Origin of the sequence: Iodobacter arcticus (assembly GCF_042664895.1) — a bacterium.
GTDB lineage: Bacteria > Pseudomonadota > Gammaproteobacteria > Burkholderiales > Chitinibacteraceae > Iodobacter > Iodobacter arcticus.
The window spans coordinates 15,276-35,821 of record NZ_JBHTBQ010000046.1 but is presented as its reverse complement, the minus strand read 5'-3'; the positions used below and the strand labels follow the sequence as shown (position 1 = coordinate 35,821).

6 protein-coding genes are annotated in these 20,546 nt (G+C 50.0%); 5 read left to right on the top strand and 1 reads right to left on the bottom strand.

The features are described 5' to 3' along the window. Positions 1-74 precede the first annotated feature (74 nt). Both ACFQNF_RS20050 and ACFQNF_RS20045 read left to right on the top strand, forming a co-directional pair. The gene (locus ACFQNF_RS20050) at positions 75-14,849 is read left to right on the top strand and encodes a hemagglutinin repeat-containing protein (RefSeq protein WP_380190045.1); all 14,775 of its coding nucleotides are present in this window, start codon (positions 75-77) and stop codon (positions 14,847-14,849) included. A gap of 4 nt (positions 14,850-14,853) precedes the next feature. Next, the gene (locus tag ACFQNF_RS20045; protein ID WP_380190043.1) at positions 14,854-15,267 is read left to right on the top strand and encodes a hypothetical protein; all 414 of its coding nucleotides are present in this window, start codon (positions 14,854-14,856) and stop codon (positions 15,265-15,267) included. On the opposite strand, the gene ACFQNF_RS20040 is transcribed toward ACFQNF_RS20045, so the two are convergent. Then, on the bottom strand, positions 15,264-15,812 hold the full coding sequence (locus ACFQNF_RS20040; RefSeq protein WP_380190041.1) for an RNA 2'-phosphotransferase: 549 nt from the start codon (positions 15,810-15,812) through the stop codon (positions 15,264-15,266). The two genes, ACFQNF_RS20045 and ACFQNF_RS20040, sit on opposite strands and share 4 nt — an antisense overlap. Positions 15,813-16,049: 237 nt before the next feature. On the opposite strand from ACFQNF_RS20040, the gene ACFQNF_RS20035 reads away from it, so the two are divergent. From ACFQNF_RS20035 to ACFQNF_RS20025, 3 genes are all read left to right on the top strand, one after another. After that, a complete protein-coding gene (locus tag ACFQNF_RS20035; protein ID WP_380190039.1) occupies positions 16,050-18,878 on the top strand; it encodes a hemagglutinin repeat-containing protein in 2,829 nt (942 codons plus the stop codon). Further along, the gene (locus ACFQNF_RS20030) at positions 18,875-19,747 is read left to right on the top strand and encodes a PoNe immunity protein domain-containing protein (RefSeq protein ID WP_380190037.1); all 873 of its coding nucleotides are present in this window, start codon (positions 18,875-18,877) and stop codon (positions 19,745-19,747) included. Before ACFQNF_RS20035 ends, ACFQNF_RS20030 begins: the two co-directional genes overlap by 4 nt. A gap of 7 nt (positions 19,748-19,754) precedes the next feature. Beyond that, positions 19,755-20,546, top strand: a 792-nt coding sequence (locus ACFQNF_RS20025; RefSeq protein WP_380190219.1) for a hemagglutinin repeat-containing protein, incomplete at its 3' end; no start/stop codon positions are given.

The window sequence follows — 20,546 nt, the reverse complement described above, 5'->3', positions numbered from 1 at the left end:
GTGAATAACAGGCTTGTCAGTGCCACGCCTGTTGCTAGTGGCGTCTAAAGCATTTTAATTTTGAGCCCTACACCATGAATCAGAACCGTTACCGCCTTGTTTTTAATGCTCACCGTGGCTTATTAATGGCCGTTGCTGAAACATCTAACCGTCAGGGGAAATGTGCCAGTGGTGAAGGTGGGGCGGGCAAGATTGCTGTGCCGTTTAAACAAGTAAGAGGACTGCTCAAAGGCTGGCGCACAAGTTTAGCGCTCGCTTTGGCGCTTATGGGGCAAGCACATGCTCAAGATTTACCCCTTACACCCGCAGGCCCAGCGGGTGTGCGCCCGATTTTAGATGCAGCAGCCAATGGCGTGCCGATTGTGCATACTGCGCCGCCATCGGTGGGCGGGGTTTCACGCAATCAGTTTAAAGATTTTAATGTTAATAAAAATGGCCTGATTTTAAATAACAGCAATAGCAATGTTCAAACGCAATTAGGCGGCTGGATTACGGCCAACCCACAGCTGGGTATTACGCCTGCCCGAATTATTTTAAATGAAGTGGTGGGAACAAACGCCTCACAACTGCGCGGCACGATGGAAGTAGCGGGGCGGCGTGCAGATATTGTGATTGCTAATCCAAATGGTTTGCTTTGCGATGCTTGCGGGTTTATCAATACCAACCGTGTAACACTCACAACCGGTACGCCGCAGTTTGAGCAAGGGCGTTTGCAATCTTTAAATGTGAGCCAAGGCGTTATCACTATTGGCCAGTCTGGCCTCAATGGCAGCCAATTAAGCCAGCTCGATTTATTGGCGCGTGGCTTGGTATTAGAGGGTGAAGTTTGGGCGCAAAGCTTAAATAGCATTACCGGTGCTAATCAGGTTTTATATGGCACTTTGCAAAGCACTTCCTTAGGTGGATCAGGCGAAGCCCCGCGTTTTGCCGTGGATATCAAAAGCCTAGGGGGTATGTATGCCAATCAAGTGTATTTAGTCGCCACTGAGCAGGGCTTGGGGGTAAATAGCACAGGGCGGATTGCCGCACTGACCGGCACTTTGCAGCTCAGCAGCAATGGCGATATCACCTTAAAAGACAGCTATGCCAAGCAAGATTTATCCATTACAGGCAGCAAGCAGGTTTCATTAACAGGGCAAACACAATCTGAAGCGGCGCTTACCGTGCAGGCTGCTGGCAAGCTCGATCAGTCTGGTACGGTGAGCACGATAGGCACGGGCGCTTTGCTGCTTAATGCTGCCAGCTTAAATAATACCGGCTCGATTATTCAACAGGGCCAAGGGCCACTTACCTTGAGTATTGCCGGGGATGCTTTAAATAGTGGCTCCGTATATAGCGCCACTAATGTGAGCTTTACGGCAGGGCAATGGCAGGACCAAGGCGGGATATGGCAAGCGCAGGGCAAGCTGGATTTAAACGCGGGCAAAGTTAATCTTGCAGATACCCGTTTGAGCAGCGGTGCAGATACGGTATTGAATGCCGCTAGTTTAAATGCTGATCGCACGGTGTTGAGTAGTCTAGGCAAGCTAGATGCCAATGCTACAGGGCCATTGAGTGTGGCAAACAGCCAATGGCAAAGCCAGCAGACCAGCAAAATAAGCGCTAGTGAGATCTCCCTCGACCATAGCCAGCTGATTAGCCAGGGTGAATTAAATATTCAGGCTAATAAGCTGACAACTAGCCAAAGCAAAGTAGCCAGCAAGGGCTTACTAAGCGCAGAAGTAGGCGATTTAATCAGCAGTACAGGTGGGGATTGGCTGAGCGAGCAAAAGCTGCAGCTTAGCGCGGGTCGTATTATCAATAGCGGCAATATGCAATCACTAGACGTGAGCTTGCAATCTAAAGGGCTGCTGGATAATAGCGGCGGCACAGTACAAAGCCAGCAGCAATTACAAATTAATAGCCAAGAGTTACTGAATAAGCAGGGCAGCTTGCTTGCGGGTAAAGATCTAACTTTGCAAAGCACCGCCTTAAATAATATGCAGGGCAAAATCGCCAGCATTACGGCAAAAACAACGATAGACACGGGTATTTTAAGTAATACATCCGGCTTGATCAGTGCAGCAACGGGTTTGCAAATTCAAAGCCTTGCCTTAAGCAATCAGGCTGGGGAGATCAGCAGCGCTGCCAGCTTAAATATTGACGCTCAGGATCTCAGTAATCTGGGCGGTGCCATCCTTGCCCAAGACAAAATGCAGCTTAAAACAGCGGCCTTGGATAATGCACAGGGCCGCATTATTGCGCAGCATGATCTGCAATTAAACACACAAGCACTGACTAATACCCAGGGTACGCTGGCCGCCGTAGAGGGCGCGCTAACGATAGATACCCATGGGCAAGCTTTAATCAATACCGGCTTAATGCAAGCCAAACAAGCGCTCACTTTAAGCAGCGGTAAGCTGGATAATCACGGCCTGTTGGCTGGGCAAGCGCTGAATATTAATGCGGCCCATATAGATAACAGCCAAGGCAGGCTGATTGCACAAGATGGCTTACAGATTAAAGCAAAAGATTTAGTGAGCGATGCAGGCTTGATTCAAGCGGGTGGCAATGCACAGCTTGATCTGGCTAAACTTCAAAATACCCATAGCGCAAAAGACGGTGGCTTGATTGTGGGTGGCAGCTTGCTTGTTAATGCCAGCGAGCTGAACAATAACAGCGGTTTTATCCATAGCAATCAAGCGCAGAGCTTGAATGTACAGCAGCTAAATAATCAGGATGGGCAGCTGCAAAGCCAAGCAGATTTGACGATTGCTGTCGATGCAGTTGCCAATCAAGGCGGGCGAATTCAAGCTGCAGCGCTTACCCTGCACGCCAAAAACGCCATTGATAACAGCAGCGGCTTGATTCAAAGCCAGCAGCGATTAGACATTGCCAGCACCGATTTAAACAATCAAAAAGGCAGTCTGCTGGCTGGGCAAGCGCTGCAACTAAAAACGGCTGCTTTGGATAATACCCAAGGAAAAATCGCCAGCACCGCGGCTAAAACAACGCTGAATACCGCTGCACTGAATAATGAGCAAGGCTTAATCGCCAGCGCCACAGGCACAGAAGTGAGCAGCCAGTCGCTGAGTAATCAGGGCGGGGAAATTAGCAGCACGGCCAATCTAAATATTGATACGCACGGCCAGAGCTTTAGCAATCTGGGCGGCAGCGTGTTGGCGCAGGGCAAGATGCAGCTGGTAACAGGCGCTCTCGACAATGCGCAAGGCCGCCTGCTTGCTCAGCAAAATATGCAGATTGATAGCGCAGCACTGAGCAATACGCAGGGCACGATTGCATCGGTAGAAGGGGCCTTGAGCCTTGATACGCATGGCCAAGCTTTAAGCAACACGGGCAAGCTGCAAGCCAAGCAATTACTCGATGTACGTGCTGCCAAGCTACTGAATCAAGGCCTGCTGGCAGGCTCTGGCATTGCTATTGATAGCCTTGCCGTGGATAACAGCCATGGCCAGTTAATCGCCCAAGATGCTTTAAAAATGAAAGCGGGTGAGGTGCTCAGTGATGCCGGCCTAATCCAAACAGGCGGCAATGCGCAGCTGGATGTACAACGTTTCACCAATACCCACAGCGGTAAAGAAGGTGGTGTGCTGGTCGGTGGCCAGCTTACGCTGAATGCAGACGATTTGGATAATCGCAGCGGCCTTATCCATAGCAATTTGGCGCAAGTCTTAAATGTGCAACAGCTGAATAATCAAGATGGCCAGCTACAAAGCCAATCATCCCTAAGCTTATCTGCGCAAAAAATAGATAACCAAGCAGGCCATATTCAGGCGGCTGATCTGACGATTAAAACACCAGGCCAGCTGGATAATCGCCAAGGCACTTTGCAAGGCGTGCAAAAGCTGCAAATCGAAAGCCAGCAGCTGATCAATCAGGCAGGTAGCGTTTTATCTGGGCAGGATCTGCTATTAAATACCGCTGCGTTTGATAACAGCCAGGGGAAAATCGCCAGTACCGCAGGCAAAATCACGCTGAATACCGATGCGCTAAGTAATGACAAAGGGCTGATTAGCAGCGCCACCGGCACGGCCATTAGCAGCCAAACCGTGAGCAATCAGGGCGGGGAAATCAGCAGCGCCGCCGACATCAGCCTGAATACTCACGGGCAAGCACTGAGCAATATGGCTGGCAGTATTTTGGCGCAAGGAAAAATGCAGCTCGATATCGCCGCTCTGGATAATGCACAGGGGCGTATTCAGGCGCAGCAAAACGTGCAGCTTAATAGCCAAGAGATCAGCAATACCCAAGGCACGATTGCATCGGTAGAAGGCGCAATGCGCATTGATACCCATGGCAAAGCGTTGAGCAATCGAGATGGCAAGTTGCAAGCCAAACAAGCATTGGATTTAGCAAGTGGCAAACTGGATAACCACGGCCTGCTGGCTGGCCAAATATTGACCATCAATAGCCAGAAGATCGACAACAGCCAGGGCCAGCTGATTGCACTCGATGCACTCAAAATCAACGCAGTTGAATTACTGAGTGATGCAGGCTTGATTCAAGCGGGTGGCAATGCTCTGCTGGATGTTGGCAAGTTACAAAACACCCATAGCAGCAAAGAAGGCGGGGTAATTGCTGGCGGCACACTCACGGTGAATACTGGCGAGCTAGACAATAGCAGCGGGCAGATGTACAGCAAAGCGGCGCAAACGCTGAATGCTAGCTTGCTGAATAATCAGTCTGGCCAGTTGCAAAGCCAGGGGCTACTCGCGATTAACGCGGATAATGTGCAAAATCAATCCGGCCAGATGCAAGCCGCAGCGCTGGAATTAAAAGCAAAAAATAGCATTGATAACAACAAGGGCAGCATCCAGAGCCAGCAGCAACTGGATATCACTAGCCAAAGCCTGAGCAATCAAGGCGGTAGCATATTGGCTGGGCAAAGCCTTAATCTGCAAACAGGTGCTCTAGATAATAGCCAAGGAAAAATAGCCAGCACCGCAGGCCAAACCAACTTGACCAGTGCCGCATTAAACAACGATGCAGGCTTAATCAGCAGCGCCACGGGCACACAAATCAGCAGCCAGGCGCTGAGCAATAAAGCCGGTGAAATTAACAGCGCTGCAGATCTAGCTATCGACACGCACGGCCAGGCATTTAGCAACGGCGGGGTCGTGCTCTCTAACGGAAAAATGCAGCTGGCAACAGGCACGCTAGATAACGCCGATGGCCGTATTTTGGCGCAGCAAGATTTGCACATCAGCAGCCAAGCGATTAGCAGCAGCGGCACAATAGCCTCGGTAGAAGGCAATGCCAGCGTGGATACCCACGGCCAGGCTTTAAATAACACCGGCAAACTGCAAGCCAAGCTGGCGCTGGATATTCAGAGTGGGCAACTAGATAACCACGGCTTACTTGCGGGGCAAAATATTGGCTTGAATACGGCCAATATCGACAACAGCCGAGGCCAGCTGATTGCGCAAGACGCGCTGAAGATTAACGCGGGTCTGCTCATCAGCGATGCAGGCTTGATTCAAGCGGGCAAAGCCGCCCAGCTGGATGTAGCAAAGCTTCAGAACACCCATAGCGCAGCCGATGGCGGATTAATCTCTGGCGACACGCTAACGGTAAATACTGGGGAACTGGACAATAGCAGCGGGCAGATTTACAGCAAAGCGGCGCAAACGCTGAATGCCACTTTGCTAAATAATCAGTCTGGCCAGCTACAAAGCCAGGGTGCATTGACGATTAACGCGGATGATGTACGTAATCAATCTGGCCAGATTCAAGCCGCAGCGCTGGTACTGGCAGCTAAAAATACGATCGATAACAACAAAGGCCGCATCCAAAGCCAGCAGCAGCTGGATATCAGTAGCCAAAGCCTGAGCAATCAAGGCGGCAGCGTATTGGCAGGGCAAAACATCAATCTACACGCCGGTGCGCTAGATAATAGCCAAGGCAAAATCGCCAGTACGCTAGGCCAAACTACGCTCACCAGCGCGGCTTTAAATAACGATGCAGGCTTAATCAGCAGCGCCACTGGCACACAAATCAGCAGCCAGTCGCTGAGTAATAAAGCCGGTGAAATTAACAGCGTTGCGGATCTCAATATCGACACGCACGGCCAAGTATTTAGCAACGGCGGCGCGGTGCTCTCCAACGGCAAAATGCAGCTGGTAACTGGCCGATTAGATAACGCCGATGGCCGTATTTTGGCGCAGCAAGATTTACACATCAGCAGCCAAGGGGTTCGCAGCAGCGGCACGATCGCCTCGGTAGAAGGCAATGCCAGCGTGGATACGCATGGCCAAGCTTTAAGTAACACAGGCAAACTGCAAGCTAAGCTGGCGCTGGATGTTCAAAGCGGCCAGCTTGATAACCACGGCCTACTTGCAGGGCAAAATATTGGCGTAAACGCCAGCCATATCGACAACAGCCGAGGCCAGCTGATTGCACAAGATGCGCTGAAGATTAATGCGGGGCTGCTGATCAGCGATGCAGGCTTGATTCAAGCGGGCAAAACTGCCCAGCTGGATGTAACAAAGCTTCAGAACACCCATAGCGCAGCAGATGGCGGTGTGATCTCTGGCGGTACGCTCACGGTGAATACCGGCGAGCTGGACAATAGTAGCGGGCAACTTTACAGCAAAGCAGCGCAAACGCTGAATGCCAGCCTGCTGAATAACCAGGCAGGCCAACTGCAAAGCCAAGGCTCGCTGACGATTAATGCCGATAATGTGCAAAATCAATCTGGCCAGATTCAAGCCGCAGCGCTGGTACTGGCAGCTAAAAACACTATTGATAACAACAAGGGCAGTATCCAAAGCCAGCAGCAACTCGATATCCGCAGCCAAAGCTTGAGTAATCAGGGCGGTAGCTTATTGGCAGGGCAAAATATCAATCTGCAAACCGGTGTGTTAGATAATAGCCATGGCAAAGTCGCTAGCACTGCAGGCCGCGCCGCCATCACCAGTGCAGATTTAAATAATCAAGCGGGGTTAATTAGCAGTGCAGCAGGCACTACGCTTGTGTCTCAAACCATTAAAAATGATGGGGGCGAGATCAGTAGTGAAGCATCATTAGCAATCAATACCCAAGGCCATGCGCTGAGTAATATAGGCGGATCGCTATTAGCTAAAAATGGCGCGCTCAATTTAAGCAGCACCGCGCTGGATAATAGCAATGGCCGTATCCTCGCTAAAGATCAGCTGGCGCTTATTGCGCATGGTTTATTAAATAGCGGCGGTGTGATTGCATCTACCACGGGTGATATTGATTTAAGCAGCCATTATTTAAACAATCAGAATGGTAAGGTTCAAGCAGATACAGGCTTGCTAAAAATACAGACCGGTACGGTGAACAATAGCCAGACTGGCCTATTGGCGGCAAAAAATGTTCAGCTCAATACGGCAGATTTGGATAATAGCCAAGGCCAGATTGTTGCCGTGGCTAATATAGATGCAAAAACGGGCCGCGTATTCAACCAAAGCGGGCTGATTCAGGCCGGGTCAAGCATAAATATCAATACTCAGGGCCATGATTTTATTAATACCCAGAGCCATTTTGATCAGGCCGATTTGCGTGGTAAGCAGGGGCTGATTGCAGGTGGCAATCTACAATTAAATGCAGCCAGCTTAGTGAATACTGCGGGCTATATTTTTAGTGGGCAAAGCCAAAATGTTAATCTGAGCGGGGATTTTAATAATGCCTCAGGCTTGGTAGAGAGCAAATCGGCGCTTAATATTAAAGCGCAAAGCCTGAATAACACCCAAGGAGCCTTAACGGCTTTGGGTAACGCTGATATTGTGTTATCCGGTGTATTTGCAAACCAAGGCAAGCTAAATGTTGGTGGTACTGCAACAATTAAGGCCTCTGCATTAGATAATAAAAATGGCCGAATTGACGCTGGTAATCTGGCATTGGCTGTTACGCAATTTAATAATGGCAAAGGCGTTGTCGAAACCAGTGCCGGCGCAAATATCAATACCTATGGTCTAGATAATCTGGATGGCAGCATTGCAGTCGGTACTGATTTAGCGCTGACGATTAACGGTGATTACACGCATCAGGGCGTATTACAAGCCAAGGGTGATTTATCCTTAAACAGCACTCATTTAGTGAATCAGGGTAAATTAATTAGTAATCACCAAACAACGATTACAACGGGAAATCTAGATAACCGTGGCGAAATCAGCAGTCTGGAAAATACCCGCATCAATGCAAGTGGCCAGCTAGATAATAGCGGGGATGGCTTAATTGATGGCTCGGCAGTGCGTATTGATGCAGGCACAATCAATAATACCAGCCGTATTTACGGCGATAAGCTATCTATTGGCGCAAACACAATTAATAACCGTGATACAGGCGTGATTGCTGCACGTGCAGATCTACAGCTGGGCGCTACAACATTAAATAATCTTAATACCACGGGCAATCAGGATGGCGCTCTGATCTTTAGCCTAGGGAATGCATCGATTGGTGGTGGCTTAGATGCCGCAGGCAACGCCCAAGGCCAGATGGGCGTGCTGAATAATGAATCCAGCCGGATTGATGTTGCTAATAATTTATTGATTTTAGCCAATACGGTTGAGAATAAGAATATTTATTTGGATATAAAGCAAAAAACGACGACAGAGAAAGTAGTACTGAATCAAGTTGAGTTTTTTGATGAAGCCGGGACTAGGTATGATTCTAGTGCGTTGAAATATCGAGGTAAAAAAACATTTCTTGGGGGAGACATGTTTACTAAAGAAAAGAAAGTGGGTATGGTTAAGCCGAGTAAGGCTTATCCAGATGAGATTTTTGGATCACAGGCTATTCAATGGTCAGTTGAGACTCCTAAACAATGTGCCGCCGGAGGTGGGGGTGGGCACGGAGGGAATGGCGGAGGAGGATGCTCTGATCCAATTAGTTTTCATTACTCAAATACTGATCCAATTTGGGATAAGTTTGGCATTGCACGTCCACCCATCAATTTTGTAGACGTACCTGTCTCATGTAAAGGCATAAGTGCTAATTATACGGCCTGTAAGAAAGTAAGAGATTTATTTGCTATTTGGGCACCTTACGAGCAGCAGTTAGATCAAAAAATTAATGCATTCAACGCTGATCTCGATGCTCGAACCTATACCCACTGGAACGAATACCGCTTCGACTCCAAAACAGTCACCCAAAGCACAGTAGAAAAATCTGCGCCCGGCAAAATTATTGCCGGTGGCAATATGACTTTGCTTGGCTCGGCCATTAATAATCAGGATAGCGCCTTGGTGGCGGGTGGCCTGCTGCTGGGCGATGTAAGGAATATCAATAATGTGAGCAAGCAGCAGGGCACTCGTACCGAAGAGCTAAAAGGCTCGGTAGGGGTAAATGGCGGCAACTGGCAAGCACTGACCCTGCCTCCCCAAACCCAGTCTGTCCCTTTAATGACCGTCACGTATGAGGGGTTTTCAGGCGCAGGTATTGTAAAAGACAAGCTGGGCCTAGTTGATGCAGGCAAACATGCGGCTGATAAATCGGCAAGCGCCGCTGCCAGCCAGCAGCAAGGTGGCCAAGTGATTGATGCTGCCCGCCAGCAGGCAAATCAGGCGCAGATGGCCGATATTAGCCAAGCGCAACTAAGTGGGGCGAATGTGGCTTCGCTGGTGCAGCAGTCATCGGCGCAAATGCAGCAGGCAGAGCAAGCCACACTCAGTGGCGCTAAAGGGCCGACCCAATCTGCAGCAGAGCAGGCGCAGATGGTGGATGCAAAGCGTGCAGGTTTAGCCGCAGAAAATAACGCACCAAGTGCCGAGCAGCTGGCTGCGATGGGGCCTGTATCGGGCCAACATGTGGCACTTTTGGCTGATAAGCAGCAAGCGTTGGCCTCGGTCGATCAGGCACAGATGAGCGATGCCAGCAAGGTAGAGCTTAAAGACGCACAAGCCGCCAAAATGGCGCAAACCAGCCAGCAAGCCGGTCCTAAAATACAAAGCATGCAATTGGGTCAGCAGGGGCGGGTATTAACCATGCTGCCTAATTTAGTTGCCCCAAATAACAGCCTGTTTAAATTGCATGCCGCGCCAAATCAGCGCTATTTAGTTGAAACCGATCCGCGCTTTACCAATCAGCGCAGCTTTTTAAGCTCGGATTACTTTGCCCAGAATCTGGCTAAAGATCCTTCGCAGCAATTAAAGCGCTATGGCGATGGTTTCTTTGAGCAAAAGCTGATTAATGATCAAATTTTAGCGCTCACCGGCCGCCGCTTCCTCAGCGATTACCGCGATACCGAAAGCGAATTTAAATCGCTGATGGATGCGGGGATCAGCTTTGCCAAGCAATATCAGCTGACCCCCGGTGTGGCGCTGAGTGCTGAGCAAATGGCACTGTTAACCAACGATATGGTTTGGCTGACTACGCAAACCGTTACTTTGGCCGACGGCAGCAAGCAGGATGTGCTGGTGCCACAGGTGTATCTGCGCCGCCTGGAGCAAGGCGATTTGCAGATAGGCGGGGCGGTGATCTCTGCGCGCGAAGTGCATTTAAGTAGCAGCGAAGATCTGGTGAACCGCAATTCCAGTATTGTGGGTAACAAACTCACGCTGAACGCGGGCCGTGATGTATTAAACGATCACGGGCAAATGGGTGGTCAGCAAATCTTTATTCATGCCAAAAACGATTTGCAAAATCAATCCGGCCAGATTATGGGCATGGGTGAGAGCAGCAAGCTCAGCCTGAGTGCGGGCCGCGATATCGTCTTGCAAACGCTGGCGATGGGTGAGACCAAAAATGCCGCAGGCAGCGCCAAGCAATCCAACTTAGACCGGCAAGCGATTGTGCAAGGTGGCGACATCAGCCTGAGCGCAGGGCGCGACATGCTGCTTAAAGCCGCCAGCGTACAGGCCGGGCAAGATCTAAGCATGCAGGCCAAGGGCAAGATTGATAGCCAGAGCATCGCCACCAGCAGCAGCTTGCATTTAGCCACCGATCACGATTGGGCCGGTGGGCGCACCGGTTATCTGGATAAACAATCCACCCAGCAAAATATCAGCAGCATCAGCGCAGGCGGCAAGGCTCTGGTGGTGGCGGGTGATCGCCTTAGCTTGGTCGGCACCAATGTACACGCCGGGCAAGATTTAACCCTACAAGGTGCCAGCGTACAGATCGAAGCCGTAAAAGAGCGCCTAGCGGGGGACGACCAGCGTGCAGGCAATAATCGCTACGATAGGCACGCCTTTAGCAAGGAAAGCTTGCAGGGTGGCAGCATCACGGCAGGGCAAAACCTAAGTATTAAAGCCGTCGGCCCAGAGGGCAATATCACCCTAAAAGGCGCGGATCTGCTGGCAGAAAAAGGCCAACTGAGCTTGTCGGCTAAAAAAGATATCGAGCTGGCTTCGATCGACCTAACGCAGACCGATACGCAAGAAACCTACCGCCATAGCCGTGGCTGGTTCTCTAGCAAAACCACCACCACCAGTGATTTCAGCCGTAATACACAGGCAGTTGGGAATAGCCTGTCTGGTAATAGCATTGATCTGCAGGCGGGCAAGGATATCAAAGTAAATGGCAGTGCCATTGCTGCGACGCAAGATGTGCAATTACTGGCAGGCAATGACGTTAAAATCACAGCGGGCACTAATAGTAGTAAGGATATTCATGATAGAAAAGAAAGCAAATCGGGCCTCTTTAGTGGCGGAGGATTTGGTTTTACTTATGGCAAGCAAGAGCAGCAAACCCATACCGATGCTGATGGCAACATTCAAAGCCAGAACCGCAGCTTGGTGGGTAGCGAGCAGGGCAAGCTGACGATTAAGGCAGGCAATGCAGTTCAAGTGACCGGCAGCGATCTATCTGCGCTGGCTGGGGATATGGTGATTCAAGGCAAACAAGTCACGGTAGACCCTGGCCAAGATCGCCACCAAAGCACCGAAACCCAAAGCTTTAAACAAAGCGGTATTACCGTTGCGTTCAGCGCGCCTGCACTGACCATGCTGCAAGCCGCGCAAACAGTTGCCTCGTCTGCACAACAAGGTAGCGAATCTAAAGATGGCCGCGTTAAAGCATTATCCGCAGGCACCGCTGCACTGGCCGCTAAAAACGGCATCGATGCTGCCAAGGCCGCGGCTGCAGATCCTTCTTCGGTGAGCGTGAGCATTACTTATGGCGAATCAAAATCGGAGAGCACTACTAAAACCAGCAGCATCAGCCATAGCGGCAGCACCTTAAACGCCGGTGGCGATATTCAAATCTTGGCGGTGGGTGATAAAGCCAGCCAGCTGAATGTGCTGGGCAGCGAGATCAATGCCAAAGGCAATATCAAGCTGAAATCGGATGGCGATATCAACTTGCAATCGGCGCTGGATGAGAGCGAGCAACACAGCAAAAACAGCAGCTCCAGCTGGGGTGCGGGTGTTGCCATTACCTTTGGGCAAGGCGGTGCCAGCTATGGCGTCACCGCCAACGGCAGCCTAAGCCGTGGTCATGCCGATGGCAAAGATACTGCCCAGCAAAATAGCCATATCAACGCCGGTAAAATCCTGACGCTAGAATCCGGCAACGACACCCACATAGAAGGGGCCGTTGTCAGCGGCAATAAAATCATTGCCGATATTGGTGGTGATTTAAAACTCGCCAGCCGCCAAGACACCAGCCAGTTTGACAGCAAGCAAAGCAGCGTAAGCGCCAGCGTAACGGTCGGCGTGGGCGTATCGGGCAGCGCCAGCATCAGTCAGGACAAAATGAAATCTGACTATGCGGCAGTGCAAGAGCAAAGCGGCTTGTTTGCGGGCAAAGACGGCTTTGAGATTAAGGTTAAAAACAACACTGATCTAAACGGCGCAGTCATCGCCAGCAAATCGGATGACAACACCCTTAGCACCGGCACGCTCACGCAAAAAGACATCCACGACCGCGCCGAATACAGCGCCAGCAGCATCGGCATTGGCGGTGGCTTTAGCATGGGCGGCACTGAGAAAAAACCGGAAGATGGCAAAGCCCCAAGCACAGATCAAGCCGCCACCCCATCTGGAAGCAAGCTCTACGACGCAGGCCCAAGTGGTGTCACACCCACTGCGCCCGTCGCGCTCAGCGCTGGGGACAATGGCACGAGCACCACCAAAAGCGCCATTGCTACAGCCAAAATCACCATCACCGACGAAGCCAAGCAAAAAGAGCTGACCGGCAAAACATCTGCAGAAACCATCGCCAGCCTAAGCCGTGATACCGATGGTGCGCAGCAAAAACTCGACAACGATTTTAAACCTGAAAAAATCAACGAGCTATTTAGCGCCACCAAAACCTTCCTGCAAGAAGGCAGCACCTTTATGGCCAACCGCACGGCTGAGGCGGATGCGGCGAAAAAGGCACTGGACGGCACATCGGCCAGCTTAAGTGCAGAACAAGCCAAGCCACAAGATCAGCAAAATCAGGCGCTGATCCGCCAGCTGGATGCTCAAGTAATTAGTCTGGGCGAGCAAAAAACCGAAGCAGATAGATGGACGCCCGGTGGAGACTACGGCCGCGCCATGACCGCACTGCAAGCCGCAGTGGGTGGTAATGTCAGCGGCGGTTTAACAGGCTTGGTGCAAAATGCTTCTGTAGCTTACGTGCAAAGCTTGGGCGCTGAGCAAATCAAAGAGATCGCCAACAGCTTTCAGACCAAGAAGGGAGAAGAAAACCAAACCAGCCAAAACGTCCGCGCCGCCCTGCACGCCATCGCCTCTTGCGCCGGAGCAGCTGTCTCCGCTAGCAACTGCAGCAGCGCCGCCGTGGGAGCGGCTTCCAGTGTCGTTATCAATAACGTCCTGTCTGAAATTGAAAACACCAATGCAGACAAGATGACCGCCAGTGAAAAGGAAAAACGTAAGAATCTGGTGGGCTCCATCATTACTGGCATTGTGGCGGTCGCAGATGGCAATGCCGCCGCAGCTAACAACGCGGCGCAGATTGAGATGGAGAATAATTACTTAAGTTATGACGATAATATTCGTCGTGGCGCTATTGAACGGTTGCTGAAGGATCCTAATACTAAAAATAAGTCAGCACTTTTAAGTGAAAAAGCGGCGATCGATCAAAAAGATAGTTCCAACAACGCGGCACTGGTCAAAGCTTGTTATGGTGCAGCCGACAGTGTGGGATGCCAAAGTGAACGTCAAAAAGCGAATGATACCCGCGCCACTTATGATAATAAACGCACTTACAACAGTACGCCTGAGCAACTATGGTCAGAAGTTGGAGAGATTGACAGTTTACTTACGAGAACTAGTCCGCAGGCACAGTATGATGCTAAGTTGCGTCAGCTTAAGGCGCAAAATATTGCTCGTGCCCTGAATATTAGCGATGCTGCGGCTGAAAAAGTGCTGACCTACGGAGAGTTAACAGTGGTTGCTGTTGGGCCACTGGTGGGGGAGGTGTTGCTGAACAAAGTAGGTGTAGATCCTGCCGTCAAAGTAGCCGTAAGGAAAGAGAGTGTTATTGAGTCACTCACTCCGGGTATAGTGGCAAAGTCTGAGGTTGGGAGGACGGTTACTGGCGCGAAGGGGGGAGCATCTACCGTCGGGATGTTGGAAGATGCCGCTTTTCCGCAAGTACCCGCAAAACTTACAAAAGCATTTAGCGAAGAAGGACAAAAAATTTATTCGCAAATTGCAAGGCAGCCTATTAAAACAGTTGCTGATCTTACTGATGCTCTAAGGAAAGGACTAATAAAACCGAGTCAAGTGCCTCTTGACTATGTTGTGATTGATGGCCAAAGCATGATTGCTAACACCAGAACTTCAACGGCGCTTATCAATGCTGGCATCCCGAAAAGCCAGTGGCACGGTGTTAATAAGACTGGCATCAAAGCATACGGCGATGTTACTTTTGAGGAATTGGTCCACAACCAATTAAATAAGAACTATGGCGGTTCTGTTGATAAAGCTAGAAGGTGATTAAGTGATGCAGTTATCTAATCCAAAACAAGTTGTGAATCTTGATGACTTTTTGCCGCCAGATGGCGAGGAGAGGTTTGATATGTTTTTTGCGGATGGGGTTTTAAGTTTAGATATTTTTTATGAGACAGAGGATTCGGGTAACGACGCAAAACGCCGGATTCTCTTTGATCATGCTAAGTATTTTTTTAAGACGCCGTTTCCTGGGTATAGCTTCTTCAGTTGTCCTGATGATAGAAACTTATCGCTACTTAACTCGTTGGTGGAATATGAGCATTCGGATATGCTTGCTATGGAGCGCGGATCGTCGATGGGCGCGGGCTACAAGCATTACAGGTTGTTTCTACACTCCACAGGTGTTGCGATTCATGTGATTGCACAATCGTGTGAGATTTCAGTTGAGGAGTTGCTTACTTAGTAAAACGAACTTAAATATTCGGATGGAACGTGATAAATCTGCCACACCCTATTCTCCGCTTGATAAAAATTGAAGCCCTGCTGGTGCATCAGCAGGGCTTCAATTTTTAACACGACGGGTTTGCCATAGCGCTGACCGACCGCGTTAGCGGTCTGCACATCCTCGGAAAGATGCACGTATTGCCTCTCTCCGGGTTTGAGCCCTTTGTACATGATTGATTCAATAAAACGTGTCGCGGTACCGTGATACAAAAACTTTGGCGGCACCTTCTCGGTGTAGGTAATGGCAACGCTGTTGGTTGAATGTCCCTGTACGGCCCGAATACGCCGCCCATCCTCTGAAATGGCAAACCGCTTCTTGTCGCTGCTTTCGACAACGGAACGAATCAATATCTCATCCAGTTCATGGGCCGATTGTCTGGCTCCGGTAATTAGCGCCGTAATATCGGCCCAACCTTCACGATCAAGAACCAAGCCGATAGCCTGCGGTTCGTGGCGTAAGACATAGCTCAAAAATTTACTGGTTTCAGCGTGTTGCTTGCCCATGCTTATTCTCGTATTGCTGTCGTATTTGGTGTTGATTCTGTCAAGGTAGTTGGCAATTGTCAAAGTAGCTGAGGTATTTTTACGATTTAGGCGCGTTGTGAATTTTTGTTCAAAGAAAAAATGCAAAGAAAAAATGGGGTCAGGCCTTACATTTGACATGAGCAATCAACTTAATTTGCTTTGCAAACCACTGTGAATTTTGTCTGGTGCAAAAAGTAAGGCCTGAGCACGTGGATTGTGCTGGGCAGCGAGATCAATGCCAAAGGCAATATCAGGCTGAAATCGGATGGCGATATCAACCTGCAATCGGCATTGGACCAGAGCGAGCAGCATAGCAAAAACAGCAGCTCCAGCTGGGGAGCCGGGGTGGCGATTACGATGGGCCAGGGCGGTGGAAGCTATGGCGTGACCGCCAACGGCAGTCTGAGTCGCGACCAGGCCGACGGCAAAGATACCGCCCAGCAAAACAGCCATATCAACGCCGGCAAAACCCTGACGCTGGAGTCTGGCAACGACACCCGTGTAGAAGGGGCGGTAGTAAGCGGCAATAAAATCATTGCTGATATTGGTGGTGATTTAAAACTCGCCAGCCGGCAAGACACCAGTCAGTTTGACAGCAAGCAAAGCAGCGTAAGCGCCAGCGTAACGGTGGGCGTGGGCGTATCGGGCAGTGCCAGTATCAGTCAGGACAAAATGAAATCTGACTACGCGGCGGTGCAAGAGCAAAGCGGCTTGTTTGCAGGCAAAGATGGCTTTGAGATCAAGGTTAAAAACAATACCGACCTGAACGGCGCGGTGATCGCCAGCAAGTCGGACGACAACACCCTCAGCACTGGCACGCTGACGCAAAAAGACATCAACAACCACGCCGAATACAGCGCCAGCAGCGTTGGTATTGGTGGTGGCTTTAGCCTTGGCGGCACTGAGAAAAAACCGGAAGATGGCAAGGCCCCAAGTAGCGATAAACCTGCATCATCCGGCTGGAAAATGACTGATGCGGGATCAAGTGGCGTTACCGCCACCATGCCGGTCGCCCTCAGCGCCGGGGACAATGGCACAAGCACCACCAAGAGCGCTATTGCCACAGCCAAAATCACCATCACCGATGAGGCGAAGCAAAAAGAATTAACCGGCAAAACTGCGGCTGAAACCATCGCCAGCCTAAACCGCGATACCGATGGCGCGCAGCAAACGCTCGCTAATGATTTTAAGCCTGAAAAAATCAACGAGCTATTCAGCGCCACCAAAACCTTCCTGCAAGAAGGCAACACCTTTATGGCCAACCGCACGGCTGAGGCGGATGCGGCGAAAGCGGAGTATGAGCAAGCGAAGAAACAAGGAGCCAGCGATAGCGTTCTGAATCAGCTTGCAGCAACCAAAACCGAAGCAGATAAATGGACGCCCGGCGGAGACTACGGCCGCGCCATGACCGCACTGCAAGCTGCAGTGGGTGGTAATGTCAGCGGCGGTGCAACAGGCTTGCTGCAAAACGCCTCCGTGGCTTACGTGCAAAGCTTGGGCGCTGAAAAGATCAAAGAGATAGCCAATAGCTTCCAGACAGTAAAGGGAGAGGAAAACCAAACCAGCCAAAACGTCCGCGCCGCCCTACACGCCATCGCCTCCTGCGCTGGAGCCGCAGTCACAGGCAGTAACTGCAGCAGCGCCGCCGTTGGAGCAGCTTCCAGTGTCGTGATCAACAACGTCTTATCAGAAATCGAAAACACCAATGCAGATAAGATGACCGCCAGCGAAAAGGAAAAACGTAAGAATCTGGTGGGCTCCATCATCACCGGCATTGTTGCGGCAACGGATGGCAATGCGGCGGCGGCGAATAATGCGGCGCAGATTGAGATGGAGAATAATGCTTTGGCTAACCGGCAACAGCAAGAGCGAATTGCTCAACTGGCTAAAGGTGATAAGAACAAGGAGCTTCGTCTTATGGCGGCCGCCTGCGCTCAGTTGCAATGTACTGCAGGGCTAACCAAGAGTGATCCTAACTATGCCGCGTATGCTGCGTTGGAAAAACTGGGTAACAGTAGTGATTTGGCTGCTGAACGAAAATTATTAGAAAGCCAAACGCAGGGGGTTAATTTGAGCTACCTCGGGGGAACTGCACAATTGCCTATATTTGGCGATTACACAGCAGTAACTGCTTTGTCAGATGCCGCAAGTAAATATCAAGTTGGCACGCGAGCAGCCGGTGCTTTGCAGTGGATTGGCGGGAATTTGCAGGTATTAGGGGCCGCGACAACGGCCGCTGGATGCGAAGTGGGTGCTTGCTTAGCGATGGGTTATTTAGCAACTTCAGGAGTTGATAATGCTTATGCAGGTTATCAAACAATGAAAGAAGGTAAGCAAGTCAATACGCTGGGGGCAAAAGTTTTACAAGAAGCATTTGGCGTATCAACGAGTACCTCAGAGCTTATTTATGCAGTGAGTCAGCTGAGTGTCGCTAGCCCTGCCGTTATTGCAAAGCTAGATCAAAGTATTGATGCGGCATTAAAACTGAGTAGTGGCGTGATTAGTAATCAGCTTGATCGTAGCGCAATGAGTGCGCTGCTTAAATCTGGCGGCAATTTGGAAGGGGGCGTCCCCATTCTGGATATGAGTAAGTTAAGTACTGAACAAAAACGAGTTGTCGGTGAATTGTTTGGGCCTCACGCAGTACGACAAATTGTTCCTGATGGCGTTAAGCTTGCTCGATTAGGTGGGCAGGGAGAAACGGGGATTGATGATTTATTTCAAGTTAATCGCCCTGATGTTGATTTTGTAAAGATTGAATATAAGTTTAATAAATCTAAATTAGGTAAAACTGAAGATGGCCCACAGGGATCAGATTCATGGTTTTTGGGGAGTGGGCGTTTACTTAAAGCATTAAAAGATGAAGAAAAGGTCAGAGATGTTGAAAGAGCTATTAAGACTGGCCGTACAGAAACTTGGTTAGTGCGAACTTTGCCAGATGGTAGTACGCAGATCAAGGTGCTTGATGCATTGGGGAAAGTAAAGCCTATTGATACATCAAAAATTATTTTGCCCAAGAGTAATCCATTTGGAGTAACCGAATGATGCGGGCCCCACTTGGTACAAAAATGTATTGGGATAAATGGGTTGGGTTTACTCAGGAGGTTATCCAGGAGAAATTTGAGCTATTAGGGCTCCCTTCAAAAAATCCTTCATATGATCCTCAGTACGCGTTTGATTTAACCGTGCAGCATATGAAACTTTTACTGCGATGTTATTCACAAGGGGAAAATGTCCTTAATTTAAAGCAATATTTTTCAGGCTTACTTGACGCATGGGAATTATCAAATCAATTGGCCGAAGAGCTATGTGCTAAAGAAAACATTAGCAAATGCCGTGATTGGACTTTTAGTTTGAATGATCTAAATCACTATATTTTTTGTTTCTGGTTGCTCGGGTTTGCATTAATACTCAATATTCCTGATGAGCAATGGCAGCGTTTATTAAAATTAATTGGCAGTGAAGGAGAGGATGCTTTAATTGATCGAGTGATTGCAAGCCGTTCGCCTGAGTGGAAAATCGGGCCAAAATTGTGTCAAGACCGCCCTTATACGCGTTTGTTAACGGCGATTAAAGCACCTAAAGAACAGCAAGCTGGATTGTTGTATGACTTTGTTGATCATTGGTATTTAGAACTCAATCGTCGAGGGAAGCAACAGCCTTATTGGTATGAATATGGCAATCCAGATTTTGCTCCATTTGAGGGGGGGCTTTATTTTGGTCGCTGGTGTATTGAAGCGGCTGTTGTTGCTAAGGTTTTTAAGATTGAGGATGTATTTTGCCTTGGGCATGAGCATTATCCAGGCGATTTATTAAGACCTGATGAGCCAACGACCCACGTTGTGCCAGAGATAAATGCCGCATCTTTAGAACAGAAACGCGGATTCTTCTCAAAATTATTTAGGCGTAAATAAGGTGCAAATGCAGGTAAAGCTAGGAGGGGCGGTGATCTCTGCGCGTGAAGTGCATTTAAGTAGTAGCGAAGATCTGGTACACCGCAATTCCAGCATTGTGGGTAACAAACTCACGCTGAACGCGGGCCGTGATGTATTAAACGATCACGGGCAAATGGGTGGCCAGCAAATCTTTATTCATGCCAAAAACGATTTGCAAAATCAATCCGGCCAGATTATGGGCATGGGCGAGAGCAGCAAGCTTAGCCTGAGTGCGGGCCGCGATATTGTCTTGCAAACGCTGGCGATGGGTGAGACCAAAAATGCTGCAGGCAGCGCCAAGCAATCCAACTTAGACCGGCAAGCGATTGTGCAAGGTGGCGACATCAGCCTAAGCGCAGGGCGCGACATGCTGCTTAAAGCCGCCAGCGTACAGGCCGGGCAAGATCTAAGCATGCAGGCCTTAGGTAAGATCGATAGCCAAAGCATGGCCACCAGCAGTAGCTTACATATAGCCACAGATCACGATTGGGCGGGTGGGCGCACGGGCTATCTGGATAAACAATCCACCCAGCAAAATATCAGCAGCATCAGCGCAGGCGGCAAGGCTCTGGTGGTGGCGGGTGATCGCCTTAGCTTGGTCGGCACCAATGTACACGCCGGGCAAGATTTAACCCTACAAGGTGCCAGCGTACAGATCGAAGCCGTAAAAGAGCGCCTGGCCGGGGACGACCAGCGCGCAGGCAATGATCGCTACGATAGGCACGCCTTTAGCAAGGAAAGCTTGCAGGGTGGCAGCATCACGGCAGGGCAAAACCTG

What these genes read in the sequence shown, in the direction of transcription:
- ACFQNF_RS20050 (WP_380190045.1), top strand. Translation starts at nt 75, where the DNA reads ATGAATCAGAACCGTTACCGCCTTGTTTTTAATGCTCACCGTGGCTTA.
- ACFQNF_RS20040 (WP_380190041.1), bottom strand. Translation starts at nt 15,812, where the DNA reads ATGGGCAAGCAACACGCTGAAACCAGTAAATTTTTGAGCTATGTCTTA.
- ACFQNF_RS20030 (WP_380190037.1), top strand. Translation starts at nt 18,875, where the DNA reads ATGATGCGGGCCCCACTTGGTACAAAAATGTATTGGGATAAATGGGTT.